23 protein-coding genes are annotated in these 24,162 nt (G+C 49.4%); 16 read left to right on the forward strand and 7 right to left on the reverse strand.

The window, feature by feature from the left end; all coding sequences use genetic code 11:
* Positions 1-25: 25 nt before the first annotated feature.
* Positions 26-1,099, forward strand: coding sequence for a COX15/CtaA family protein (locus tag G7092_RS02270; RefSeq protein WP_166085798.1), 1,074 nt, complete (start codon positions 26-28; stop codon positions 1,097-1,099).
* Positions 1,100-1,803: 704 nt separating this feature from the next.
* Here the strand turns inward: G7092_RS02270 and queD are convergent.
* Complete coding sequence (queD, locus tag G7092_RS02275) at positions 1,804-2,250, reverse strand: 6-carboxytetrahydropterin synthase QueD (protein ID WP_235953762.1); 447 nt, start codon at positions 2,248-2,250, stop codon at positions 1,804-1,806.
* A gap of 146 nt (positions 2,251-2,396) precedes the next feature.
* Here queD and G7092_RS02280 point away from each other — a divergent pair, with 146 nt between their 5' ends.
* The 3 genes from G7092_RS02280 to G7092_RS02290 are packed head-to-tail and all read left to right on the forward strand — an operon-like array spanning position 2,397 to position 4,563.
* On the forward strand, positions 2,397-3,260 hold the full coding sequence (locus tag G7092_RS02280; RefSeq protein WP_166085800.1) for a universal stress protein: 864 nt from the start codon (positions 2,397-2,399) through the stop codon (positions 3,258-3,260).
* A 22-nt stretch (positions 3,261-3,282) separates the two neighbouring features.
* Complete coding sequence (locus G7092_RS02285) at positions 3,283-3,708, forward strand: hypothetical protein (RefSeq protein ID WP_166085802.1); 426 nt, start codon at positions 3,283-3,285, stop codon at positions 3,706-3,708.
* Between the two features lie 3 nt (positions 3,709-3,711).
* Positions 3,712-4,563 carry a universal stress protein gene (locus tag G7092_RS02290; RefSeq protein WP_166085804.1) on the forward strand — a complete coding sequence of 284 codons (852 nt, stop codon included), beginning with the start codon at positions 3,712-3,714 and terminating at the stop codon, positions 4,561-4,563.
* A 61-nt stretch (positions 4,564-4,624) separates the two neighbouring features.
* Here the strand turns inward: G7092_RS02290 and G7092_RS02295 are convergent, their stop codons facing one another.
* Together G7092_RS02295 and G7092_RS02300 are read right to left on the reverse strand one after the other, a co-directional pair.
* Positions 4,625-6,406 carry a hypothetical protein gene (locus G7092_RS02295; RefSeq protein ID WP_166085807.1) on the reverse strand — a complete coding sequence of 594 codons (1,782 nt, stop codon included), beginning with the start codon at positions 6,404-6,406 and terminating at the stop codon, positions 4,625-4,627.
* Positions 6,407-6,423: 17 nt separating this feature from the next.
* Positions 6,424-7,410, reverse strand: a complete 987-nt coding sequence (locus G7092_RS02300) for a DUF542 domain-containing protein (RefSeq protein WP_166085809.1) — start codon at positions 7,408-7,410, stop codon at positions 6,424-6,426.
* Positions 7,411-7,761: 351 nt separating this feature from the next.
* Here G7092_RS02300 and G7092_RS02305 point away from each other — a divergent pair, with 351 nt between their 5' ends.
* From G7092_RS02305 to hemH, 12 genes are all read left to right on the forward strand, one after another.
* Positions 7,762-10,152: a heavy metal translocating P-type ATPase gene (locus G7092_RS02305; RefSeq protein WP_235953763.1), complete on the forward strand. Its 2,391-nt coding sequence runs from the start codon at positions 7,762-7,764 to the stop codon at positions 10,150-10,152.
* Complete coding sequence (gene ccoS, locus G7092_RS02310; protein WP_166085813.1) at positions 10,149-10,310, forward strand: cbb3-type cytochrome oxidase assembly protein CcoS; 162 nt, start codon at positions 10,149-10,151, stop codon at positions 10,308-10,310. The genes G7092_RS02305 and ccoS overlap by 4 nt, the downstream gene beginning before the upstream one ends.
* An 85-nt stretch (positions 10,311-10,395) precedes the next feature.
* Complete coding sequence (gene ccoN, locus G7092_RS02315) at positions 10,396-12,525, forward strand: cytochrome-c oxidase, cbb3-type subunit I (protein ID WP_166085815.1); 2,130 nt, start codon at positions 10,396-10,398, stop codon at positions 12,523-12,525.
* 4 nt (positions 12,526-12,529) lie between these two features.
* Complete coding sequence (locus G7092_RS02320; RefSeq protein ID WP_166085817.1) at positions 12,530-12,721, forward strand: hypothetical protein; 192 nt, start codon at positions 12,530-12,532, stop codon at positions 12,719-12,721.
* Positions 12,718-13,632 (forward strand): cbb3-type cytochrome c oxidase N-terminal domain-containing protein, encoded by a 915-nt coding sequence (locus G7092_RS02325; RefSeq protein WP_166085818.1) that lies wholly within the window; start codon positions 12,718-12,720, stop codon positions 13,630-13,632. Before G7092_RS02320 ends, G7092_RS02325 begins: the two co-directional genes overlap by 4 nt.
* A gap of 7 nt (positions 13,633-13,639) precedes the next feature.
* Entirely contained in the window at positions 13,640-15,010 is a 1,371-nt protein-coding gene (ccoG, locus tag G7092_RS02330) for a cytochrome c oxidase accessory protein CcoG (RefSeq protein WP_317169981.1), read from the forward strand.
* A gap of 3 nt (positions 15,011-15,013) precedes the next feature.
* Positions 15,014-15,436, forward strand: coding sequence for a FixH family protein (locus G7092_RS02335; RefSeq protein WP_166085820.1), 423 nt, complete (start codon positions 15,014-15,016; stop codon positions 15,434-15,436).
* Entirely contained in the window at positions 15,433-16,122 is a 690-nt protein-coding gene (locus G7092_RS02340) for a sulfite exporter TauE/SafE family protein (RefSeq protein WP_166085821.1), read from the forward strand. The genes G7092_RS02335 and G7092_RS02340 overlap by 4 nt, the downstream gene beginning before the upstream one ends.
* A gap of 22 nt (positions 16,123-16,144) precedes the next feature.
* Positions 16,145-16,885, forward strand: coding sequence for a YoaK family protein (locus G7092_RS02345; protein WP_166085822.1), 741 nt, complete (start codon positions 16,145-16,147; stop codon positions 16,883-16,885).
* 82 nt (positions 16,886-16,967) lie between these two features.
* The gene (locus G7092_RS02350; RefSeq protein WP_166085823.1) at positions 16,968-17,312 is read left to right on the forward strand and encodes a hypothetical protein; all 345 of its coding nucleotides are present in this window, start codon (positions 16,968-16,970) and stop codon (positions 17,310-17,312) included.
* A 12-nt stretch (positions 17,313-17,324) separates the two neighbouring features.
* A complete protein-coding gene (adhP, locus tag G7092_RS02355) occupies positions 17,325-18,359 on the forward strand; it encodes an alcohol dehydrogenase AdhP (RefSeq protein WP_166085825.1) in 1,035 nt (344 codons plus the stop codon).
* A gap of 11 nt (positions 18,360-18,370) precedes the next feature.
* Complete coding sequence (hemH, locus tag G7092_RS02360; protein ID WP_202985199.1) at positions 18,371-19,405, forward strand: ferrochelatase; 1,035 nt, start codon at positions 18,371-18,373, stop codon at positions 19,403-19,405.
* Between the two features lie 10 nt (positions 19,406-19,415).
* On the opposite strand, the gene hemN is transcribed toward hemH, so the two are convergent.
* The 4 genes from hemN to G7092_RS02380 form a co-directional block, all read right to left on the reverse strand.
* On the reverse strand, positions 19,416-20,783 hold the full coding sequence (hemN, locus tag G7092_RS02365; RefSeq protein ID WP_166085826.1) for an oxygen-independent coproporphyrinogen III oxidase: 1,368 nt from the start codon (positions 20,781-20,783) through the stop codon (positions 19,416-19,418).
* Between the two features lie 2 nt (positions 20,784-20,785).
* Positions 20,786-21,826, reverse strand: a complete 1,041-nt coding sequence (locus tag G7092_RS02370) for a 2-hydroxyacid dehydrogenase (RefSeq protein WP_166085827.1) — start codon at positions 21,824-21,826, stop codon at positions 20,786-20,788.
* Positions 21,827-21,906: 80 nt separating this feature from the next.
* Positions 21,907-22,959, reverse strand: a complete 1,053-nt coding sequence (locus G7092_RS02375) for a response regulator (protein ID WP_166085828.1) — start codon at positions 22,957-22,959, stop codon at positions 21,907-21,909.
* Positions 22,956-24,143 (reverse strand): PAS domain-containing sensor histidine kinase, encoded by a 1,188-nt coding sequence (locus G7092_RS02380; protein ID WP_166085829.1) that lies wholly within the window; start codon positions 24,141-24,143, stop codon positions 22,956-22,958. Before G7092_RS02380 ends, G7092_RS02375 begins: the two co-directional genes overlap by 4 nt.
* Positions 24,144-24,162 lie beyond the last annotated feature (19 nt).

A 24,162-nucleotide genomic window follows, 5' to 3' on the forward strand; every position in this document is an offset into this window, starting at 1 on the left:
TCACCGGCATTTTCCCTGATATTGAATGAAGAAAAAAAGACCCGTTGATACTACGGAGGCTAACCGCCAGGTCAGCCGCTGGCTGGCTCTGGGCATCGTGATGGTCATTATCCAGATCCTGTTGGGAGGTATAACCCGTCTAACGGGTTCCGGGCTGTCCATTACCGAATGGCAGCCTTTTTTGGGCGCAATACCGCCGCTCAGTCAAGTCGAATGGGAAAAAAGTTTTGCTTTATACCGACAGATCGCGCAGTTTAAGAAACTGAACGGCGATCTGACGCTTACCGGCTATCAGCACCTGTATTTCTGGGAATGGCTTCACCGGGAATGGGCGCGCTTGCTGGGTATGGTTTTTATGCTGCCCTTCGCCAGGCTGCTTTACCGCAGAATGATAGGAAAGCTATTATTATGGCCACTGACAGGTATCTTCCTGATCGGGATTTTGCAAGGCATCGCTGGTTGGCTAATGGTCAAAAGCGGCTTAAATGACACCGACATCCGGGTAAACCACATCCGGCTGGCTATACATTTCCTGCTCGCGCTGACGTTACTGGCCGCCATGACCTGGTTGTATCTTCGGCTGAGGGTCAGGGGCGTCCAAACGCAAAGTTATCCTGGATTGCATGTCGTTACGGCCGTTTTGCTGCTACTGTTACTAATGCAACTAACCTATGGTGCTTTCATGGCGGGAACACATGCAGCGTTGTTCGCGCCAACATGGCCATCGATCAATGGATATTTTTTCCCAGCCGTTCAGCTCCAGCCTGGTCAGTTTCTCAGGCAATGCTGCAATGATCCCCTGCTGATCCAGTTCGTTCACCGGCTTTGCGCGTACCTGATCTTGTTCTGCATGATCATCTGGTATGTACTGGCTGGAAGGACCGGCAGGAACTATTTCCTAAATCGTTGGAGGAAATGGCCGCTGCTGCTTACTGTGCTCCAAATCATTTTGGGAATTACTTCCCTGCTATACAGCAGTTCGGCAAACCTGATCTGGTACGCATTGCTTCACCAGTTAAACGCGATCTTTTTATTTGTTACCCTGCTCATTGCCCTGTATTTTAGCAAGCAGCGTTCAGGGCTTTATGAACTGACTTAAAGTTATGGGATTTCAGGACGGTGATTATTCCCCCTGAAATAGGTACTCCTTTTCAGACATTTTTCGCAATGCCTGGAATAACGAAGAGATCCGGATACTACACGGACCTTATTTTTTTTCGCTGTGACCGCCCGGTGACAATGCGCATCGTGCCGTTGTAGCTATCATAAATGTCAAGGGTTTCAAATTGTTCTGCCAATCCGCTGATATTAAAAAAGGTTCCTTTTGCCCTTATACCCTGAATACTGATCGTGGCTTCCATTGCAGGCGGAATAATCTCCAACTAAATGCTATAAGCCAACTTATAGGCAGGAATAATCATCATTTAGCACGGTCATTATCTCTGAGTCCTCCATCCAACGCCCTCCCTTGGCTGTACACGGCTTGTCCATTCTGAAAATATACCGCGTCTCCATCAGCACAAGCCCGGCAGTAGAGGGTAAAAATTGAGCTGCTGACAGCTCATTGTCTTCCAAAGCCCTCCAAGATGCAGTCTCACTGCCGCCGCTTACTAAACCAGTTGACAGCAGAGCGACATTCCTTCCCGAATAGCCGCTGTCGGATAGCAAACCATGAAGAATAAGCGGAAGTTAAATGATCAGACCGACCGCAGCATAATTAATGCACAAGTTATAGTTTTCGGGTTCTGCGGCAAGTTGCTGTTCGTATTGCCGGATCAGCGAATTCAGACAGACCACATTTGATCATTCGTCTTCTCCTTCATAAATGACACCCGAAGTCGGTGTTTCCTTTAATTCGATCCGGCTCAATCCGGGTATTTTTGGTTGAATAGCCTGCCAGAACCAGCGGGCCACATTTTCTGCGGTCGGGTTCTGCAGTTCTTGTATTTCATTTAACATGGCATGATCCAGTTGATCCACCAGTGGTTTAACGACGGCTTTTAATTCTTTGAAATCAATTACCCAACCTTCTTCAGTGTTGAATGTTCCTGACACATAAATGGTCAAATGATAAGTATGGCCGTGCACTTGCCGGCAACGGTGTCCCACGGGAACATTGGGCAGAAAATGTGCGGCATCGAATGTAAATTGCTTATATATGGTCATAGATCGTTTTTGATAGCAAAGCATGGCGGCTACCTCAACCCAAAAGTGCAATGAATCCGCCATAGGAAAAATGCGCAGGATCATAAAATTCCCTGATGTCTGCACTTGGATTTTGCAGGAAAGCCCCGCTTTTCAACCCGGTAGAGGATCACAGGAATAGGTGACGTAAGTCACTTTTTCATCCGAGGCCATTCCCCAACTTTACATCAACAAACCAAGTGTATAAGAGCATGAAAACAATTGTGATCGCCACTGATTTTTCTGAAGGGTCTAAAGATGCGGCACGCTACGGTTATCACCTGGCACAGCAGGTGCGATCAAACGTCCTGCTATGCCACGCCATCATCATACCCGCAGAGATCCCACAGTCCGGCCTGATCTTATGGCAGGATGAAGAATATGAATTGTTACTGGATGACAGTGCAGCAGCGCTGCGTGATTTCAAGGAAGTTTTGGACAACTCCTTACCGGCAACGGGTTTTCACCCCGTGATCAGCTGCAGAAGCCAGCCTGGAATCATGGCCAACGTGGTAAAGGCTATGGCAGCAACCCCCGACAGTGAACTGGTAGTCAGCGGTACCCACCAAGGAGGTGTACTCAGTGACCTGCTTTTGGGAAACCATGCCTCCAACCTGATCGACAGTGCGGACAAGCCGGTGCTCCTGGTCGCTCCCGGCACCAAATTCCGCCCCGTAAAAAAGATCGCCTTTGCTACGGAATTCAACGATCCCGAAAACGATCTTAAACATATCTACCAGTTAGTTTACTGGGCGAGACAACTCAATGCTGAGGTACTCCTCGTGCATATTTGTAGTACCAAAAACGAAAGCCCGGTTTTGAAGGATAATATTGCTGACTACCTGGTGGACATATCTAATAATGCCGATTACCCGAATATTTTTTACCGCCTGATCCGAAACGACCGGGTCGACGAAGGTCTGGAATGGATCTGCGATCACGGTCAGGTCGATATGCTGGCAATGGTGCATCAGCCACGCAATCTTTTCGGCGAATTATTCGCCCACAGTCATACCAAACAAATGGCTGGTCATCTGCAGCTGCCGCTGTTGGTATTTCCAGGGACCAGATCATAAACATTATTAAAAAAATAGCAACATGAGTTACTTATCACCGGATACCGAATTGGAAACGGAACTGCAGGAATTATATATTCTGGCCCGCCACTGGCAGGACGACATCTCCTTTTTAGAAGATGAAGCCCGTTTCTTCCGAAATATTTTGATGAAATATGATGACATTGCGACAGAAAGTATAGGAACAGCGGCGGAATTCCGCCAAAAGATCGAAGGTCAGGAAAAACAGCTGGAGGCCCTCAGAAGCGCCGTCCCCGAATTTCTGTTATTCCTTGAACCTTATTTAGGCAATGATAAAAAAACTATGGACCTTACCTTTCTGGATCGTTATAATGAACTGCAAAATGGGCTGACCGCGTTATTCGCGGGTATCAAAAAGACCAAGAAAGAACTTTTCGCCTATGCCGAAGCGGTTATGGCGGGCAACGTGATCAGTTCACAATCCTAATACATGAAGACAATAGCCGTATTGACCGGACAAGACTCCGGCTCCCGTACAGCGGCGCGATACGCACTGCACCTGGCCAAAAAAATGAAGGCCAATGTCCTGTTATTTCATCTTGCGCCCGTAACAGCATCGATCCTGCAAATGCAGACTGCCGGAGAAGAACCGGAAATGAACGACGTTAAGAATAACGACCTGGGGGCATACGCCCTGCAACTGGAGCAGGAATTAGCAGCAAGCTCCTTTAGCGCGAGCAGGTTGCCGGAAATCAGTTTCGACGCCGCGCATACCGAACTGGTGGATATCATGACCGCCATAGATGCCCATACCGATATCGCCATGGTCGTAACCGGCGTCCCGGATCAGGAAGAACTGGCTGATTATGTTCTGGGCGATACTTGCAGCCGGATCATTGACTGGGCCAGGATACCGGTCATGGTCGTACCTCGCGGCACAAAGAGGATGAACCCGGAAAAGATCGCTTATGCCGCCACGCTCAAAGAAGAAGATATCCAGAGCATCGGAGAATTGGGCGAATTAATGGAGTCGTTCGCAGCAGAACTGATGGTCGCACATTTATGCTTAGTTCAGCCCGACAAGGAGGTAAAAAACAAGGAAAAGGAATTGCAATCAGCACTTCACCGCGACCTGAACTGCGGCGGCGTTTATTTCCGCAGTATCGATGATAGCCAGCCTGTCCGAGACTGGAAATGGCTGAAAGCGAACAAAACCACTGATATTATGGCGCTGATGCTCCGCCCAAAGGTTGAAATGAAAAGCTTTTTCAAGCGCGGCCAGAATTCCGAAGTAACCTATCACATCACCGTTCCGGTGATCGTTATGCCCAAACGCCCCTGAAAAATATTTATAAACAAAAGGCCGCCTCGTAATGAAAGCGGCCTTTTGTTGTTCGGAGTGTTTAGAATTCAATCCGGCTCAGTTCCAGTTCCGACACGGACAACTCGCTGATCCAGTCCTGGATCAATTGCGAGGTTTGGTCGGCTTGTTTGCTGAACAGGTCCCGGTAATAGCTAATCCCTTCCTCCAGTTGCGCCTTAAACCTGGCAAGTTGTTTTTGTTTTTTATCGGTTACACCCTTTAATTGCGCCTGAAGGTCGGTACGGAGGTAATCGATATACAAATTCAGCTCCTTAATGAACATATGCGGCCGTTTGATCTTGCCCAGCAAATCAAGCTCGCCATAAATATGACGAACCATTTCTTCCAGAGAATAGATTCGGGAAAAATAAGCCAGGTTCGGCCCCGGGCAGATAGCGACGGCCTTATTCTCCCGGGGTTTCAATAGATCATATTTCAAATAGGCGGAAGCGCAAAGACCCTCACATAAGCAGATCTTCTCCGTGATCGTCCGATATTGCTGTTCATATTCGGGATTACTGAGTTCCAGCGTATCCAGTTGTTGCAGTTTCAGATGCTGGTATTCCCGCGAAGCTGTACAAATGGGCTGCTCAGTAAACTCTGTATTGGTACATAAATATTTCTTAGTGCAGGGACTGCCCGGTCGGTTGTTTTCCAGACGCTTCAACCTTTGTGCCTCCGCCGTACTGCTTTTAAAATTATTGAACAGGATACCCAAAGGTGAGGCATTGCTCAGGTAAAATTCCTCTTCGCCGGCATGCTCCAGTTGATGCAAGGTAGCCTCATCCACATTGGTTACTTCAGGCACCAGCAGAAAGGGACTGCCCCAACCGGTCGCATCTACCTGGTAATGCTGGAGGAGGAAATGATTCTCATCCGCGGTGCCGATGCCGCCCTGAACACTTAAACGCTGCGCAGGTGCAGTCGCAATCGAGATCCCTTTTTCGAGCAAGGCTGACTGGTAGCCGGTAAACAACTCGGCTGCCATTTCCTGGCGCTTTTGCTTGAATTCCTCCAGGATGGGGCCCAATAAAAATCCTTCCGTTGCAAAAGCGTGACCGCCGCAATTCAAACCGGACTCAACACGAAATTCCGATACCCAAATCCCCTTTTTCGCCAGGAACCTGGCCTGAATAAAGGCCGAACGAAAGTCGCTTACCTTTAAAGTGATTTTTTTCTTGAGTTTCCCTTCCGCATCCGGCAGAAAACAATCAAAAGATTCCAGATAACTGTAAAGGCGCGGGTTCATCCCTGCCGAAAGAACAATGGAGGAAGTTAGCTGGCTTTTCGCAAAACCGCGAAGCGCCGACAGTGCGTCGGTGAAATGGTCTTCCAGGGCCTGCCCGTCGGCAGCATAATTCATTTTGTCCACTTTTGACATGATATTGACGTCTATCGCACCAGGGGTCATCTCACTTTTAAGCAGGTCAAGGAAATAGCGACGCTGTTCGCCATCCTTGAATTCCTGCATCAGCTCGTAACCCTGGCGTAATCGCGCACCTTCAGGCAGTAACTCAAAATAACGGCACAGGTCATTTCCTGGCTCAAAGGGCAATTCCAGCATCGCTGAGAACTGCCGGTCCACCTGCCGTGCCACCAGGTCAAGATAGGCGGTGATCCGTCTGGCCCTTGCATCGGGTTCCTTTTTGCCGATCGGATCAAAGCTTTCGCCGCATTCGGCGGCATGATAAATGCGCATTCTTTCGATCAACTCGTCATCGACGATCGACATGACCGACGATATGCCGTAACGGGCGACCTTTAACGGAGTATCTATAGAATAACCCAGCCCTAAGACCGGTATGTGAAATGTATGGCTCATAATCGATGAGATTTGTGTTAAGATTTAATAGTAGGCTCAACCTGCAGCTGCCGGAGCCGGAGTTCATTTTCATTCCGGAGCGCGGCCGGAAAAAGAATATTATTTTCCAAATGCAAATGCATCTGCAAATCGTCTTCGAATTCCTGTAGTATTTTATAGAGGATACGGAAGCCGTGCGTGACATAGTCTGGAGCGCAATAATGCCCTGTAAGCTGCCGTATCCGAAAAAAGGCGTTATAGATTCGCTCATGAGCAGCTTCCATCGCATAAACGACCGGATTTAGTGAACCCTGAGCGGGAGCTGACAGCCGCGTACCTGATTTCAGCGCATAAGCTAAATCGATCAGGTAAGGAAAAAGTAATTCTTCTTCCTTTTCCATGTTTTCGGCCAGTTCATCCGCCATTTGCCTGACCAGGGAATGTACTTCAAGGAGTTCAGTATATTTCGCTCCGTAAGACCGGGCTATTTTTTCACACATTTCCAACAGGAACGGCAGGTTGGCCCGGACATAACCGTGGTGCAGATTGATCAGGTATTTGCAGAAAAAGCCGGTGTCCCAATGCACGAAGTCCATAGTCTGAAGGCCTGTCTCCGGCAATTCACCATTTAACATGGTCAGAACCATCTTCGCATCCAGTTGCAGGTCCTCGCAAGCCTCGGTAAGGTTGCGGGCTCCGCCGCAGCAGAAATCTACTCCCAATTCTTTAAACACGGAGGCTTTACGGGGATCGTTTGTGACCATCGCGCCAATACTCTCCCTACGGTCAAAATCAGATCGTTTGCCAAGCTTGACTTGCCAGACCTCCGGCCCCGTTTCCAGCAGTTTCCAGCTGAAATTCCGGCCGGCACGTTCGAGCAACAGGAAATAAAGCGCTTTAGGGTCCCGGTCATAATTCAATATCAGATGTCCACCCAAAGGCAGGCTACCGAATTTTTCCAACAGCACTTCGCCCTTCAGACCATCTTCAACAGCGGTTATATCTAATATCTCTGGTATGTCCATTTACACGAGTTAGTCGGCAAATTTACCCCTAGCGGTACTCCCAGAAAATGATGACAGTCATTTTCCAATACGGTATACATCAAATAATGAAGATATTTTATTATCACTATTTAAGGCAGCCGTACTCATAATGCCCGGCGGGGCCTTGCCGGGCCATGGGATCACAGGCTACTCCTTCCCTTGAGTTCCGGATTTTCCCATTGACGTGATTGTTTTTTATGCAGTTGTTTTTGTTGCTTTCTGTTCTGTGGTCAAATCGTCGCAAAAAATGACACAGGTCATTTTTTAGGCCGACGGCCGTCATTCTCCCGGTTCGGGAGAACCTGCATTTTTGAACCAATAAATATGAAGATGACCGAAACCATACCAGCGGTAAAGACGAACTGCTATCACTGCGGTGACGAATGTGAAACCAACCTATACATCGCGGACGACAAACAGTTTTGCTGCCAGGGGTGTCAGAACGTTTATCAGATACTTTCCGGAAGCGGCCTGTGCAGTTACTACCAGTATAATGATCACCCGGGTGCCACGCGCGATAAGCTGGACAAGCGCTTTGAATATTTGGAAGAACCGTCTATCATCAATGAATTGCTGGACTTTCATGATGATCATCTATCGATCATTACCTTATATATTCCCCACATCCACTGTAGTTCCTGCCTCTGGCTGCTGGAACAGTTGAACCGCTTCAACCCGGGGATTCATTATGCCCGGATCGACTTTTTAAAAAAACAGCTGGTTGTAAGGTTCGATCACCAAAAGATCAGCCTGCGTGGCGTGGTTGAACTACTTTTCGACATCGGCTACGAACCGCTGATCAGCCTGCAGGATGTGATCAAAAAACAGCAAAAGACGACAAAGGGTAATTTGGTGCAACGGATCGCTGTCGCCGGCTTTTGTTTTGGAAATGTCATGCTGCTTAGCTTTCCTGAATACCTCGGCCTTTCCGCGTTTGAACAGACGTTCCGTCACTTCTTCGGCTATGTCAACCTGGCCTTTACGCTGCCTGTTGTATTTTTCAGCGGCCGTGAATATTTTACCTCTGCCTGGAACAACCTCAGGAAAAAGGTCCTTAATATCGATTTTCCGCTGGCCCTGGGGATCGCCGTCTTATTTATTAGGACAGCCGCCGAAGTGCTGACGCATAACGGAGCGGGGTTTGCGGATACACTCTGCGGCCTGGTCTTCTTCCTTTTGGTCGGCAAATTCGTACAGCATAAGACCTATCACCATATTTCCTTTGAAAGAGACTACCGTTCTTTTTTTCCGGTCGCGGTTCAAATTCTGGATAAAGGTATAGAAAAACCGTTATCGCTCTCGGAACTCCGCCCTGGCCACCGGATTTTGATCCGCCACAATGAGATCATACCGGCTGATGCCATATTGTTAAAAGGGCATGCCTTGATAGATTTTAGTTTTGTAACCGGTGAGTCGGTTCCCGTTGGTAAGACGCTGGGAGAAATCATTTATGCAGGTGGCCGCCAAACCAGTGAATCCATTGAATTGGAGGTCATCAAGCCGGTTTCCCAAAGTTATCTGACTCAACTCTGGAACAATGAAGCCTTTACCCGCAAGCAGGATAATCGGATGCGTACATTCAATGAGACCGTCAGCAAGTATTTTACGGTTATCCTGATCCTGATCGCCCTTTCTGCGCTGCTGGCCTGGGTGTTTGTAGACCCACGCCGCGGTATCGACGCTTTTACTGCGGTGCTCATCGTAGCCTGCCCCTGTGCACTGGCGCTAAGTACGCCATTTACTATGTCAGCAGCCCTCAGCATTTTCGACCGCAACCTTTTTTATCTGAAAAACACCGCAGTGGTTGAGCAGTTAGCAAAGATCGATACGATTGTACTGGATAAAACCGGCACGATCACTACGGGCAATGGGCGGAATGCTGAGCTGCAAAGCCAGCTCAGCGATGAACAGGTCAGGCTAATTTATAGCGCCTGCGCAAACTCTATGCACCCTTTATCCCGTATGATCTGCCGCTATTTCGGCGAACAGGAACGATTGCCGGTAAGCTATTATAGCGAAACACCCGGCCAGGGGATAACCGCCAGGATAAAAGGCAGCGAACTGCGGATCGGTAGCGGCAAGCTACTATTCGGAAATTATCATGAGTCTGCCGAAATGACCCGTGTACACCTGATGATAGATGGCCAGTACCTGGGGTACTTTGGATTTAAACATGAATACCGTCCTGGCATGGAACAGATCAGTGCGCTCGAACCAAATTACCAACTTTTCCTGCTTTCCGGCGACCAAGACCAGGAAAAACGAGAATTAATCAGGTACTTCGGGGATAGCGAGCGCATGCGTTTCGGACAATCGCCGCAGCAAAAACTCGATTTTATTGCGAACCTTCAGCAGCAAGGCAAAAAAGTAATGATGCTTGGTGACGGATTGAATGATTCCGGGGCACTACGCCAAAGCGATCTGGGCGTAGCCGTCACCGACAATGTCAATAACTTTTCCCCGGGGAGTGACGCGATCCTGGATGGCCGTTCCTTTGATAAACTGCCGGCTTTTTTGCGCTTCTCAAAAGATACCGTTGCCATCATCCATTTCTCTTTCTTGATCTCCCTGACTTACAATATCATCGGCCTGTCCTATGCGGTCACCGGGAAACTTTCACCGCTGATCGCGGCGGTACTGATGCCGCTAAGTACGGCGACCATCATTTCATTTACTACGCTTGCCACCCATTTTACCGCCAAAAGGAGGAAATTGTTATGAGCATCATTTACTTTTTAATCGGCTGCAGCGTGCTGCTCGCGCTGGTTTTCCTCGGCGCTTTTTTTTGGGCGCAAAGAACCGGCCAGAACGATGACCTCTATACGCCATCCATGCGGATATTACTGGAAGATGAACAACCGGAAGATAAAGAAAAGTGAGCGAAATCACATTTAAAAACAACTGTCATCATTCTGTCAATACAGACCCCTTAATAGTTTTACACCCATAAAAAGACAATACTTTATGCAGCCGGAAAAATTTTATTATGACAACAAGATCGTCCGAAATTTTGGTATCGCTACCGTAATTTGGGGCATTATCGGTATGACCGTAGGGCTGATCGCAGCCATACAGTTGTACCACCCCGCGGCCAACATGGGCAACCAGTATACGACCTTCGGTCGCATCAGGCCCCTGCACACCAACGCCGTAATTTTCGCCTTCGTCGGGAACGCCATATTTATGGGCGTATATTATTCGCTGCAGCGTTTGCTAAAGGCACGTATGTTTAGCGATTTGCTCAGCCAGATCCATTTCTGGGGCTGGCAGCTGATCATATTATCGGCAGTAATTACGCTTCCGTTAGGTTTAACGACCTCGCACGAATATGCGGAACTGGAATGGCCGATCGATATCGCCATCACCATTATATGGGTTGTGTTCGGCTGGAATATGTTCGGAACGATCTTTAAACGCCGCGAAAGGCACTTATATGTCGCCATCTGGTTCTATATTGCCACGTTCGTGACGATAGCGGTGTTGCACATTGTGAACTCATTCGAACTGCCGGTAAGCTGGTTTAAAAGCTATATGGTATTCGCCGGGGTACAGGACGCACTGGTGCAATGGTGGTACGGACACAATGCGGTCGCATTCTTCCTGACAACGCCTTACCTGGGTATGATGTATTATTTTCTGCCCAAAATGGCTAACCGCCCGATCTACTCTTACAAACTGAGTATCCTTCACTTTTGGGCACTGATATTCATTTATATCTGGGCGGGGCCTCACCACCTGCTCTACACTACCTTACCGGGCTGGGCACAGTCACTCGGTGTGGCTTTTTCCATCATGCTGATCGCCCCAAGCTGGGGTGGTATGATCAACGGACTGCTGACCCTGCGCGGCGCCTGGGATAAAGTTCGTGACGATGTCGTACTGAAATTCATGGTCGTAGGTTTGACCGCTTATGGCATGGCCACTTTTGAAGGGCCGATGCTTTCACTGAAACAAGTGAACGCCATTGGCCACTTTACGGATTGGATCATCGCCCACGTACACGTTGGGGCCTTGGGCTGGAACGGCTTCCTGACGTTCGCTATCCTGTACTGGCTGATCCCGCGTATTTATAAGACTGAACTTTTCTCGAAAAAACTGGCCGCTTTCCATTTTTGGATCGGCACGCTCGGTATCATTTTCTATGCCGTGCCAATGTACTGGGCCGGCTTTACACAGGGACTGATGCTCAAAGAATTCACCGCCGAAGGAATGCTGAAATATCCGAACTTTTTGGAGACAACCTTCCGTATCATCCCGATGCACATTATGCGCTCTATTGGGGGTACCTTATACCTTTCAGGAGTGATCGTCATGGCTTATAACCTGGTTCGTACCGCGCTGTCCGGCAAACTGGTAGCCAACGAAGCGGCTCAGGCCATGCCGCTGGAACCAATTCAAAAAGCCACAGCGAGCCAGGAAACCTGGCACCGCGTGCTGGAACGCCGCCCGATCCAGTTGATGATCGCTTCACTGCTGGTAATCCTAGTAGGCACTTTTGTCGAACTGATGCCAACATTGACCATATCAGCGAACATCCCAACCATAGCCAGCGTGAAACCTTACACGCCGCTGGAACTGGAGGGCCGTGACCTTTATATCCGTGAAGGCTGTTCCAACTGCCACTCGCAGACCGTCAGACCTTTCCGTTCAGAAACCGAACGCTACGGGGAATACAGCAAGGCCGGAGAGTTCGTTTATGATCACCCATTTTTGTGGGGTTCCAAACGTACCGGGCCGGACCTGGCGCGCATCGGCGGAAAATATGGCAATGCCTGGCATTATAACCACCTGATGGATCCGCGGCTGATGTCACCGGGCAGTATCATGCCGAACTATGACTGGCTGATCTCGCAGAACCTGGACACCAGCCTGACCGCAGCCAAGATCCGCGCCATGCAGAAACTGGGTGTTCCATATCCTGCAGGTTATGACAAGCAGGCTAACCGCGACCTGGACAAGCAGGCCAAAGAGATCGCCGACAACCTGTATGTGGATCATATTAAAGTAAAAAGTAATAAAGAGATCGTCGCCATTATTGCCTACCTGCAACGTTTGGGTACCGATATCAAAGCCAATAAAACCGCCAATAAATAAGACTATGTTTAAGCAATTCACCGAACACCTGTCAGGAAACCAGATCTATTTGCTGGCCTCTTTATGGATTTTCCTGGTATTCTTTATCGTCGTAGCCGTTCTCCTGGTCCGTATCAGGAAAACGCACGTCAACTATATGGGCGGCCTTCCGCTGGAAGACAACCTCATCAGCTCACCACAAAATAGTAAGCTATGAAAAAGATAAGCACCCTGATCTTAACCCTTTCAGCGCCGCTGTTAACCATTGCCGAACCTGCTAAAGAAAGCGGCGGCATGCTTTCCGGAGAAACCCAAAACCAGATCGGCTACTGGCTGATCGGCATCATGCTCTTCCTGTTTCTGATCGTCGTACTGGTACTGGTCCGTACGATTAAAGTGATGGCTCGCGTCATCTTTAAATACCAGGGCACCAGCGAAGAGGAGATCATCCGTGAAGAACAGGCGGCGAAAGCACCAAAAAAGGCAGCCAAACCCAAAAATGAGATACTGCTGAAACTAATGTCGCTGAAACCCATGTCTGAAGAAAAATCCCTTCTGATCGAGCATGATTATGACGGCATCCAGGAATTGAATAACCCGACCCCGGCTTGGTTTATGTGGCTCTTTTATGGTACGATTACTTTCGGCGTATGTTATATCCTCATCTACCATGTATTCAATCTGGCACCACTGCAATACCAGGAATACCGAAACGAGATGGCACAGGCCGATATCGCCAAGAAGGAATACTTAAGCAAAGCGGCCAACCGCGTCGATGAAAATACGGTTAAACTGGTAAATGACCCGGCCGTCATCGCTGCCGGCGGAGCTATTTTCAAAACCACCTGCGCCCCCTGTCATGGCGATCACGCGCAGGGTAACGTAGGTCCTAATCTGACCGACGACTACTGGCTGCATGGCGGCAAGATCAACGACATCTTCAAGACCATTAAATACGGCGTCGCCGCCAAGGGGATGCCGACCTGGGAAAAACAGTTGTCGCCGAAACAGATCTCCGACGTAGCCAACTTTATTAAATCCATTCACGGGACGAACCCGGCTAATCCCAAAGCGCCTCAGGGTGAGAAGGAAGCAGCGGACGAACCACAAAAAGTAGCTTCCAAATAACATGACTATGGACATATCAGCGGATATACAGGCGGGAAAGAGAAAGTGGATGTATCCGCTGATCCGCCAGGGGCGGTTCTATCGCTGGCGCAGTTACCTGAGCTATGTGTACCTGATCTTCTTTTTTGCCGGGCCATTTATCAGGATCGGAGGACAGCCACTGCTGCTGCTCAACTTTATGGACCGCCAGTTCGTGATCCTGGGGCAGGCCTTCTGGCCGCAGGATATTTTCCTGTTCGTGCTGGCCTCGCTCATTTTTCTGGTGTGCATAGTGTTATTCACCATAGCCTTTGGCCGCATCTTTTGCGGCTGGATCTGCCCCCAAACCATTTTTATGGAAATGGTGTTCCGGCGGATCGAGGTCTGGATCGAGGGGGAGCCGGCAGCCCGGAAAAAACTCGATGCCGGTCCCTGGACCAAACAGAAGATATGGAAGAAATCCCTGAAGCACGCCATTTTCGTATTCATTTCTTTTCTGATCGCTAATACCTTCCTGGCTTACCTCATCGGCAGTCCGGCCTTGCTGCGGATCATGACTGAACCCGTAGCGCAGCACCTGACCGGATTTATCAGCATCTGGGTATTTACAGCCGTATTTTACCTGGTATACAGCCAGATACGCGAGATCGTGTGTACGATGATCTGTCCTTATGGCCGGTTGCAAACCGTTTTGATCGATCAGCATACGCTGGTGGTTGCCTACGACGAGGTGCGTGGTGAACCACGCGGAAAGCTGCAAAAAAATGCTGACCTGCTCAACCTTCACGGTGATTGCGTAGACTGCGGACTTTGCGTCTCGGTTTGTCCTACAGGCATAGATATCCGGAAAGGAACCCAGCTGGAATGTATCAACTGCACGGCTTGTATCGATGCCTGCGACCAGGTGATGGATAAGATCCACAAACCACGGAATCTCATCGGCTATTTTTCGGAGAACATGATCCATGCTAAGGAAAAGCCTTCCTTTACAATCCGTATGAAAGCTTATGCGGCCGTGATCACTATACTGTTCTGTGTGTTGGGTTATTTCGTTTTTAGCCGTAGTGATATGGATATGACCGTGATGCGCGGGGCCGGCATGCTCTACCAGGAACAGCCGGGTGGCATGATCAGCAATATTTATAACGCGGAGATCATCAATAAGACCAATCACGACCGGACGATCCGTATCGCAGCGGACAATCCTGACATTCTCATTAAATACATCCAGGCACCCGGGATCGTTTCCAGGGGAGGGATGGTGAAAGCCATGTTCTTCGTGATGATCCCGGCGAAAGATATTCACACGGCCAAGACCGATATTCAACTAAAACTGATTTTTAACAACCAGGTCATTCAAACGGTGAAGACCGCCTTTGTAGGGCCTCCAAACGATTAAACTATGAATTGGGGAAAAGGACTGATCACCGGGATGATCCTATTTATGCTGTTTATCTCTGCTATGGGTGTTCGCATGTTCATGGTGCCGGGTGACGACTATGATCATCAATATTATGAAAAAGGCCTTACTTTCAACCGGGATTATGATCGGGAAAAGCAGGTGACGACCGACCACGCCACGCCCGTTATTGAACAGGTTGGCCAAACGCTGGTTCTGAGGTTTAAAACGCCATTGAGCGGTTCGATACGTTTTGAACGGCCCTCTGATCAGCTTCAGGACCGCTCATTCCCCTTACGGCCGGATGAAAGTAACAAGGTCGTTTTGCCTGTAAGCAACCTGGCCGCCGGAAAATGGCAGCTGACCCTGAACTGGCAGAACCAGGGGAAAGCTTATTTATATCACCAGGAGATCACGATCCGATGAGCACCATGGAGATCGCCTTTTTTATAGGGCTGTTCGGCAGCGTTCACTGCATCGGCATGTGCGGGCCACTGGCTTTTTCCATTCCGGCCTTTCATCATCAATGGTGGCGCGTAATACTGGATAAACTCATCTATAACGTGGGACGCCTGATTTCATATATGCTGCTGGGCCTTTTGATCGGCCTGCTGGGGCGGCAGCTATGGCTGCTGGGCTTGCAGCAGGGTGTCAGCATCCTTAGCGGATTACTGATCATAGGCGCAGGACTTTCCCGTATGCTGAAGTTCCGCTTTGCCCAAAGCCGTAGCTTAGCATCCATGCTTCAGCCACTGAATAACTTGATCGCCTATGCACTGCAACACCGGGCAGGGCATTTTATCGTAGGTATCCTCAATGGGTTCCTTCCCTGCGGCTTCGTCTATATTGCGCTTGTTGGCGCGGTCAACACAGGTACCACTTCCGGTTCTGCCGCCTATATGTTCTGGTTTGGCGTGGGAACCTTCCCACTAATGCTGGTCGCTACGATCAGTTCCGGATTTATCGGTCCTGTTCTGCGACGCCGTATCAACAGGGGCATTCCTTACCTGATGGTTTGCCTGGGTATCTGGTTCACACTACGCGGACTTGCGTTAGACATCCCTTACCTCAGTCCCGCAAAACAGGCAGGCGGCGTGGCCGTCTGTCATTAAACCGATCATTCATTTAATTAAAATGTTAAGGCATTTAGGCAAAAAACGGACCTTCCGCCACAATGTCAAACTGGCTATACTACTCAGCCTGACCGCGGGATTTATTAATGCCGCCGGGTTTATTGCGTTTGGTATATTAACAACGAATGTAACCGGTCATGCAGCGCTTTTTGCCGGGAAGGTCGCTGCTCTGCAGTGGGCAAGCGCACAAATTATAGCGCTTTGGATGCTGCTCTTTTTGTTAGGCGCTTTTTGCTCCTCGCTGATCATCTCCGCTATTGGCCGTGATCGCCGTTTTGCGTATGTCGTACCCGTCATGCTGGAGATCGTAGTATTGTCTACCATCGGTACTTTATCCAATGAAAATGCTTCCGGAGTAATGGTGCGCGATACCTGTGCAGGCAGCCTTTTATTTATCATGGGCATGCAGAATGCCATGGTATCTCTGGCATCCGGTGCAGTGGTCAGGACCACGCACCTGACCGGAACTTTTACCGATCTGGGTATCGAACTTGCGGACTGGTGCAAAGGAGGCGAACTTCGAAAAGCTGCAATTCCGGGTATCAAACTCCGGTTGAGTATCATTTTATGCTTTTTAACCGGTGCCCTGGGTGGCGCGATGTTTTTCAGGCAAATCCATTTCCCGGCATTTTACATCCCGGTATTGCTGCTGGCGGGGATGCTCGCCTATGATATTTTAAGTATCCCGGTCCGAAGGAAACTATACCGCCTCAACGAACGGTTGCCGGATGACAGAAAGTGACGTCAATCATTTTTCACAGGGGTTTTGATCATGGTTCGGACGGCATCTTACCGTGATATTTGTTTCATTAAATTATCAGATCATGGAACAAACGATAAGCGCCAGCCGCTGGACGACCCAAAGCGGACAAAAGATTAACCTGCATAACCTGCACCAAAAATTCAATATTTTCTGCGACAGCCAGGCCGGTAACCGTACCGCATGGTTTCTTTTCGCACTAGTCTTCCAGGGCGTATTTTTTCTACCGTTGCCGGCCGTACTGATCTATTATTATGGGGCGCCCGTCGCCGTACTCGCCTTGACTCTCGGGCTGTTTTTTGCCAATATCATTGCCGGAATGGGCGGCGCCGGTATACGCACCCTGCTGGGATTTTTTGCCGCCAGCTTGGTGGCTAACTTGCTCATGTTCGTTTTATTTCTGCTATAAAAAAATACAGGTATGATGCCCAAAACCATGAAAGCTGCGGTGATCCGGGAATTCGGACAGCCGCTTCACATTGAAGAAGTACCCGTTAAGTTGCCCGCAGATGACCAGATACTGGTTCGCGTGGTGGCTTGCGGCGTATGTCATACCGACCTGCACGCCTGCAATGGTGACTGGCCGGTAAAACCTAATCTACCGCTGATCCCTGGCCATGAGGCCATCGGCTATGTGGCAGCTACTGGTGCTCGTGTTACGGGCGTGAATGAAGGCGATATTGTCGGTGTTCCCTGGCTGCACAGTGCCTGCGGCTGTTGCGAATTTTGTATCACCGGATGGGAAACCCTTTGCAGTAATCAGCAAAACGGCGGCTATAGCGTAGACGGCGGTTTTGCTGAATATGTACTGGCGGATCCGCGTTATGTGGCCCATTTTCCGGCGGGCATTAATTTCGCTGAAATGGCACCGATCATTTGTGCCGGCGTAACCGTTTATAAAGGATTGAAAGAAACAGAAGTGAAACCCGGTGAATGGGTCGGTATTTCTGGTATAGGCGGTCTGGGCCATCTGGCTGTACAATATGCTAAAGCGATGGGCATGCATGTGGCGGCGATCGATATATCCGAGGAAAAGCTGGCGTTGGCCCGGAAACTGGGCGCCGACCTGGTTGTTAACGCGCTAAATGAAGACCCGGGTGCCTATCTTCAGAAACAGGCCGGTGGTATGCATGGCGTACTGGTGACTGCCGTGTCGCCGATCGCTTTTGAACAAGGTATTTCCGCCCTGCGCCGCAAAGGCACGATAGCCTTGAACGGGCTGCCCAAAGGCAGTTTCGACCTTTCCATATTTGAAACCGTACTGAATCGTTACACGGTGAGGGGCTCGATCGTAGGTACCCGTAAGGATATGCAGGAAGCGGTGGCATTTGCCGTAGAAGGCAAGGTTAAAGCAACCATACATAAAGCGAAGTTGGAAGATATAAATGATGTTTTTGATCAGATGAAAGCAGGGAAGATCGACGGTCGTATCGTACTGGAGATCGGGCAGCCCTGAATTTTATAATCATGACAAAAGGTATTTTATTGGTCAACCTGGGGACACCAGATAGTCCTTCGGTTGGAGATGTCAGGAAATACCTGGCTCAGTTTTTAATGGATCCCCGTGTGATCGACATGGCGCCAATCGCGCGCCTGTTGCTCGTACGGGGCATCATTGTGCCCTTTCGCGCTCCGCGCTCCGCCAAGCTTTATCAGCATGTCTGGGACCCGGAACGTGGCTCGCCCTTGCTCTACTGGAGCCGGTTGCAGCAAAAGCAATTGTCGGAAGACCTGGGCCCCGGCTACGTAGTCGAACTGGCCATGCGCTACCAGAACCCTTCGCTGGAAAATGCACTGCAGAGCCTGCGCCAAAAAGGTGTGGATTCCATTCGGGTCATCCCTATGTTCCCGCAATATGCCTCGGCTACGAGCGGTTCTGTTATCGCGCGGGTAATGGAGATCATAAGCCGCTGGCCGGTAATAATCCCTGTCTCCTTTGCAGGGGCTTTTTACGATCATCCGTTGCTCGCGCGGGCATTTGCTGCAAAAGCTGCACATATAAATCATGCGGATCATGATCATGTACTCTTTAGTTTTCATGGACTGCCGCTCCGCCAGTTACAGCGGACAGAAGCCGGCGGACACTACTGCGGCAAAGCCCCGGGATGCTGCCAAACTATCGATTACCGGAACAAACACTGCTATGCTGCCCAGTGCCACCGTACGGCGGCGCTTATCGCTGCCGAATTAGCCATCCCCGAATCAAAATACACGGTTTGTTTTCAGTCCCGGCTGGGTAAAGCTGAATGGCTGCGGCCTTATGCAACGGCCGTTATCAGGGATCTGGCAGCAGCCGGCACCAAACGCCTGTTGGTGTTCAGCCCGTCATTTGTTACGGATTGCCTGGAAACTACGGTAGAGATCGGTAAGGAATACCAGGAGCTTTTCCGCAGGGAAGGTGGCGAAGAACTGCAACTGGTTGAAGGTCTGAATGGTAGCCCGCAATTGGCTGAACTGTTAACAGCTCTGGCGTTGGAACAGCCGGAGTACAGTATGGCCTGAGCTTTTCAGCTCAGATCGCCATGCTGAATAATTGAGTGGACGGCTTATCGGCCCAAAGTCGGGCATCAAAGCATAAACAAATATTTCTTAAAAAACGTTTGCCGGTATCGGTAACCTGCAGCCCGTGGTCTGACAAATTGATTAATCCATCCGCTTCCAGCGCCTCCAGCCGTTTCCATGCTTCGGACAATCCGCCGGCAATTCGTGCTGTGCGCCAACTCGTGTGCTGCTTGCACATAATGTCGAGTATGTGACGACGGATCTGCAGGTCTTCATCGCTCAGTCCATGTCCCTTAAAAACAGGAAATTCCCCCTTTTTGACGATCGACAAGTATTCTTCCAGGGTTTTGACGTTCTGGGCAAAGGCATACCAGCTATCACTGATCGAAGAAACGCCTAATCCCACCAAGAGTTGGGTATGCTGCTCGGTATAACCCATAAAATTGCGGTGCAGCCTGCCATCTTTTTCTGCGATGAAAAGTTCGTCAGCAGGCAGGGCAAAGTGGTCCATGCCGATCTCCCGGTAGCCATAATTCAGTAACAAGGTTCGACCTAGCTCCTGCAGTTTGCTCTTTTGTTCCGGGTCGGGAAGGTCTGCTTCTGTAAAACGTCGCTGACCCGGTTTAATCCAGGGCACATGGGCATAACTATAGAAGGCTATCCGGTCCGGTTCCAACCCAGCCACAATATTAATGGTATTGACCAGCCCTTCCATGTTCTGAAGCGGTAAGCCATAGATCAGGTCATAATTAATGGAAGTATAGCCAATACTGCGTGCCTGGCTGGTCACTGTACGGACCTGATCCACGCTTTGGTGACGATTGATAATGAACTGTACACGTGGGTCGAAGTCCTGTATCCCGAGGCTCAGCCTGCGGAATCCCAGGTCGAAAAGTACCTGTAAGTGCTCCTCTGTCGTATTCGCCGGATGTGCCTCAAAGCTGAATTCAGCCTCGGGATGGACATCGGCATCCTTCAGGATGCTACTGATCAGCAGCCGCAGGTTTTCCGGACTGAAGAAAGTTGGCGTACCACCTCCCAGGTGCAGCTCCCGGATAATTGGTGTGCTGTCAAAAATTTCAAGATACAGCGCCCATTCTTTCACCACTGCAGCGATGTAAGGTTCTTCAACACTGTGATTTTTAGTGATACGGGTATTACAGCCGCAATAAGTACAAAGACTCTCGCAGAAAGGCAGGTGAATATATAAACTGATGCCAGATGCTACATTGCTTTCCAAAAAGGAAAAACGTACGGAATCTTCCCAGCGCCGTCTGTCAAAAGTCCGCGGATCCCAATAAGGCATTGTCGGATAACTGGTATAGCGGGGCACCGGTACATTGTATTTGTCGACCAGTGCTTTATGTTTTTGTTCCATGATCAATTCTTTAGTTCGGCTTCGTTATCCTTTACAACAGCAGTGGTTTTGCAGGCCTGGCCGCATGCGCAGGCTTTGCCCACGCATTTATTTTGCTGCCATAGATCCAGGCTGCGGATTGTCTGGTCGGCGATTTGCTGAAGCGCTTCTTTGGTTAGGTAGGCTTGATGCGGTGTGACCAGCACATTGGGATGGCTTAGCAACTGCAATAATAAAGGGTCCTTGGAGGTGTCGTTACTGTGATTCTCAAAGAACAGCCCTTTTTCGAATTCGTAAACATCCATACCAAGGTAGCCGACTTTTCTTTCTTCGAGCGCGGCCAGAACATCTCCCGTTTGCAGCAGTTGCCCGCGGGAGGTATTGATCAGCATCACCCCTGGTTTCATCTGCTGGAGCGATTTATGATTGATCATATACCGGGTTTCTTCTGTTAAAGGAACATGGATCGTGATGATATCAGACTGGCGGTAAAGTTGTTCCAACGAAACCGGCTTGACATAACGGTAATTACGCGGGAACTTTTCGTCATAAGCGACGAGCTGACAGCCTAAACCATGATAAATAGACGCAGCGGCCTGCCCGGTGTTGCCCATGCCAATGATACCTACCGTCTTGCCGGCAAAATTGAACCCGACAAGGTCGTCATTGCGAAAATCGAAAGCATGCGCGTGATGGTCGGCTTTAACGACCTGGCGGTTCAGTGCAAAAGCAAGTGCCACCGAATGTTCTGCGATCGCCTGTGGCGAGTAAGACGGCACACTGGCCAGCTTGATGCCGTAGATCGCCGCAGCCGATTTGTCAATATGATCAGTGCCGGCGGATCTGGTAACGATATAGCGTACCCCCAGCCCGGCAAGCTTTTCAACAACCGGCGCGGAAACATCATCATTAGTAAAGACGATCACCGCGTCCTTTCCACTGGCATACAACGCGGTATCGATGGAAAGCGGGTTTGAAATCAGCGTAATATCGTGCTTCTTCTGGTTAGCCTTAGCCAGGTATTCTTTTTCAAAAGGCTTAATACTGAATGCGACTGCTTTCATTGATTTGTTTATTTCAAACAAAGCTAACGGAAAGCAGTACAGCCGGGAATGAGCGGAGTCAGCTCAAAATATGATGTGTATCAGTTTTTCATTTTAGCCAGTTTCTCCGGTTCCAGGATCGTAATAAGACTGCCTTTTTTCTCTATCAGGCCCTCGTCCTTAAAATCGGATAGCGTCCGGCTCACGGTTTCGGTCGCCATACCCGCCATGGCTGCAAGGTCTTCCCGCGTGATCTTGAAGCCATCTTTTTCTCCCGAAGGCTGACGGTACAGCCGCAGCATGGCCTCCGCCATCCGCTTGCGCACAGAATGGTAAGCCAGCTGCATCAGCTGTTCTTCTTTTTCACGGATATTATCAGCCAGCAGCTTAATGAACTCTCTGCCAACTTCCGGTGAGGCATGCAGCAACTGCTCCAGCTGGTCCCGTGGGATCATGCAAAGCGCGCAATCTTCAAGAGCGGTAGCGGTATCCGTATAAGGTTCGTTCGTAAGCATGGCGTGGATACCCAAATATTCGTCATTGCTGTAAATTCCCGTCATCAATTCGCGCCCATCTTCGGCCATGCGGATCGTTTTTACCTTACCACTCAGCACGAGATATAGCCCCGCCCCCTTATCGCCATCATAATAAATGACCTGGTTCTTTTTAAAGAACCGGCTTTTGCGCTCCTGGATGATCTTTTTCAGTTCCGCCAGTCCGTCATTCCTGGAGATCAGGTTGCCCAGGGAGTCCAAAGAACGACTGTAAAAATGCTGATGCACTTCCTTTTTCTTCAAACGGCTTTCAATGGCATTGAGCAGGTCAAGGTCATCAAAAGGTTTGGTCAGGTAATCGTCCGCGCCCATTTCCATACCCTTGCGCAGATCTACGCGTTCAGCTTTAGCTGTCAGGAAAATAAAAGGGATCGCCGCAGTTTCCGGGTTCTTATGCAGGATGTGCAGCACACCATAACCGTCCAGTTCGGGCATCATAATGTCACACAAAATGATATCAGGCAAATTGGTGTTCGCCAGATCTACACCTGCTTTACCATTTGCGGCCTCGTAAACTTCATAGCCGGCCAGGCCAAGGATCTCCACGACATTTTCGCGGATATCATTATTATCTTCAATGATCAGTACTTTCTTTTTCATATCAATGGAATGGTGATCTTAAATAAGGTGCCCTGATTGACGTCGCTTTTAAAAGCTATCTCGCCATTCATCAGGCCGGTATAACGGGAAACAATATTCAGGCCGAGTCCTGTTCCGGGGATATTGCCGGTATTATGAGCCCGGAAAAATGCTTCGAACAGATGTTTCTGGTCGGCTTCAGGAATACCAATACCATTATCCCGGATCGTGATGATACAGTTCTTATCGTTAATTTCAGTATTAAATTCAATAAAAGTATTTTCTCCCGAATACTTGATGGCATTTCCGATCAGATTGATAACGCAGTTTTTGATCAGGTTCGGGTCAAGGTTCACCATGCTGAGCGTACCGGTATGCTGGTAAATAATATTCTGGTTTTGCTTGGCGACCAACTGTAGCTCTTCGGTTATTTCTTCGGACATTTTGACCAGGTCAAAATACTGGTAGGTGGCTTCCACTTTCCCAGCTTCCAATTTTTCGAGCGATAGAAAGTCGTTAAGGATATTAGTCAGGTTGCCCACCGAATTCTTGATCTTAGCGACATGCTTGCTGATATTGGCGTTGTCAAAAGGCTGGGCATATTTCTCGATCAGCGACGAAGAAAGCTGGATGGCGCTGAGCGGCGTCCGGAATTCATGCGAGGCCATCGATACAAACCGGCTTTTCAATTGGCCCAGTTCCTTTTCTTTCTCCAGAGAGGTACTTACTTCTTCCTTGGCCAGCTGCAATTCCTGGATGGCGCTTTTCAGATTTTGTGTTCGGTTCTCCACCAACTCTTCCAGGTGCACGGCATATTCTTTTAATTGTTCTTCAGCTTCCTTCTCCCGGGATAAGTCATGAATAAACCCCGTAAAGATCTTCCGTCCGGAAAAGGGTACTTCGCTGACCCCTAAACGGAAAGGAAATACGGTGCCGTCCTTACGCAGGCCTTTTACCTCCCGCCCAATACCGATGATATGTGGCTCACGTGTGCGCTGGTAGCGGGCGATATATTCGTCATGCTGGTCCCGGTCAGGCGGCGGCATCAATATGGATACATTTTTACCGATGACCTCCTCCGGGCTGTACTGGAATAATTTACAGGCGGCCGGGTTAATTGTTTCAATATGCCCGCGCCCGTCGATGGTGATAATTCCATCGATCGCATTTTCTATAATCGCTTTTAAGAGTGCGGCGCTTTCCATGTCGTGATCTGGTCTTGAT

Origin of the sequence: Mucilaginibacter inviolabilis (assembly GCF_011089895.1) — a bacterium.
GTDB lineage: Bacteria > Bacteroidota > Bacteroidia > Sphingobacteriales > Sphingobacteriaceae > Mucilaginibacter > Mucilaginibacter inviolabilis.

Coding starts and splice junctions, on each gene's coding strand:
- G7092_RS02380 (WP_166085829.1), bottom strand. CDS start 24,143: ATGGAAAGCGCCGCACTCTTAAAAGCGATTATAGAAAATGCGATCGAT.
- hemH (WP_202985199.1), top strand. CDS start 18,371: ATGACAAAAGGTATTTTATTGGTCAACCTGGGGACACCAGATAGTCCT.
- G7092_RS02295 (WP_166085807.1), bottom strand. CDS start 6,406: ATGAGCCATACATTTCACATACCGGTCTTAGGGCTGGGTTATTCTATA.
- G7092_RS02290 (WP_166085804.1), top strand. CDS start 3,712: ATGAAGACAATAGCCGTATTGACCGGACAAGACTCCGGCTCCCGTACA.
- G7092_RS02325 (WP_166085818.1), top strand. CDS start 12,718: ATGAAAAAGATAAGCACCCTGATCTTAACCCTTTCAGCGCCGCTGTTA.
- queD (WP_235953762.1), bottom strand. CDS start 2,250: ATGATCCTGCGCATTTTTCCTATGGCGGATTCATTGCACTTTTGGGTT.
- ccoN (WP_166085815.1), top strand. CDS start 10,396: ATGCAGCCGGAAAAATTTTATTATGACAACAAGATCGTCCGAAATTTT.
- G7092_RS02300 (WP_166085809.1), bottom strand. CDS start 7,410: ATGGACATACCAGAGATATTAGATATAACCGCTGTTGAAGATGGTCTG.
- G7092_RS02320 (WP_166085817.1), top strand. CDS start 12,530: ATGTTTAAGCAATTCACCGAACACCTGTCAGGAAACCAGATCTATTTG.
- ccoG (WP_317169981.1), top strand. CDS start 13,640: ATGGACATATCAGCGGATATACAGGCGGGAAAGAGAAAGTGGATGTAT.
- G7092_RS02280 (WP_166085800.1), top strand. CDS start 2,397: ATGAAAACAATTGTGATCGCCACTGATTTTTCTGAAGGGTCTAAAGAT.
- G7092_RS02350 (WP_166085823.1), top strand. CDS start 16,968: ATGGAACAAACGATAAGCGCCAGCCGCTGGACGACCCAAAGCGGACAA.
- G7092_RS02285 (WP_166085802.1), top strand. CDS start 3,283: ATGAGTTACTTATCACCGGATACCGAATTGGAAACGGAACTGCAGGAA.
- G7092_RS02345 (WP_166085822.1), top strand. CDS start 16,145: ATGTTAAGGCATTTAGGCAAAAAACGGACCTTCCGCCACAATGTCAAA.
- G7092_RS02340 (WP_166085821.1), top strand. CDS start 15,433: ATGAGCACCATGGAGATCGCCTTTTTTATAGGGCTGTTCGGCAGCGTT.
- G7092_RS02305 (WP_235953763.1), top strand. CDS start 7,762: ATGACCGAAACCATACCAGCGGTAAAGACGAACTGCTATCACTGCGGT.
- G7092_RS02375 (WP_166085828.1), bottom strand. CDS start 22,959: ATGAAAAAGAAAGTACTGATCATTGAAGATAATAATGATATCCGCGAA.
- ccoS (WP_166085813.1), top strand. CDS start 10,149: ATGAGCATCATTTACTTTTTAATCGGCTGCAGCGTGCTGCTCGCGCTG.
- G7092_RS02370 (WP_166085827.1), bottom strand. CDS start 21,826: ATGAAAGCAGTCGCATTCAGTATTAAGCCTTTTGAAAAAGAATACCTG.
- adhP (WP_166085825.1), top strand. CDS start 17,325: ATGATGCCCAAAACCATGAAAGCTGCGGTGATCCGGGAATTCGGACAG.
- G7092_RS02270 (WP_166085798.1), top strand. CDS start 26: ATGAAGAAAAAAAGACCCGTTGATACTACGGAGGCTAACCGCCAGGTC.
- hemN (WP_166085826.1), bottom strand. CDS start 20,783: ATGGAACAAAAACATAAAGCACTGGTCGACAAATACAATGTACCGGTG.
- G7092_RS02335 (WP_166085820.1), top strand. CDS start 15,014: ATGAATTGGGGAAAAGGACTGATCACCGGGATGATCCTATTTATGCTG.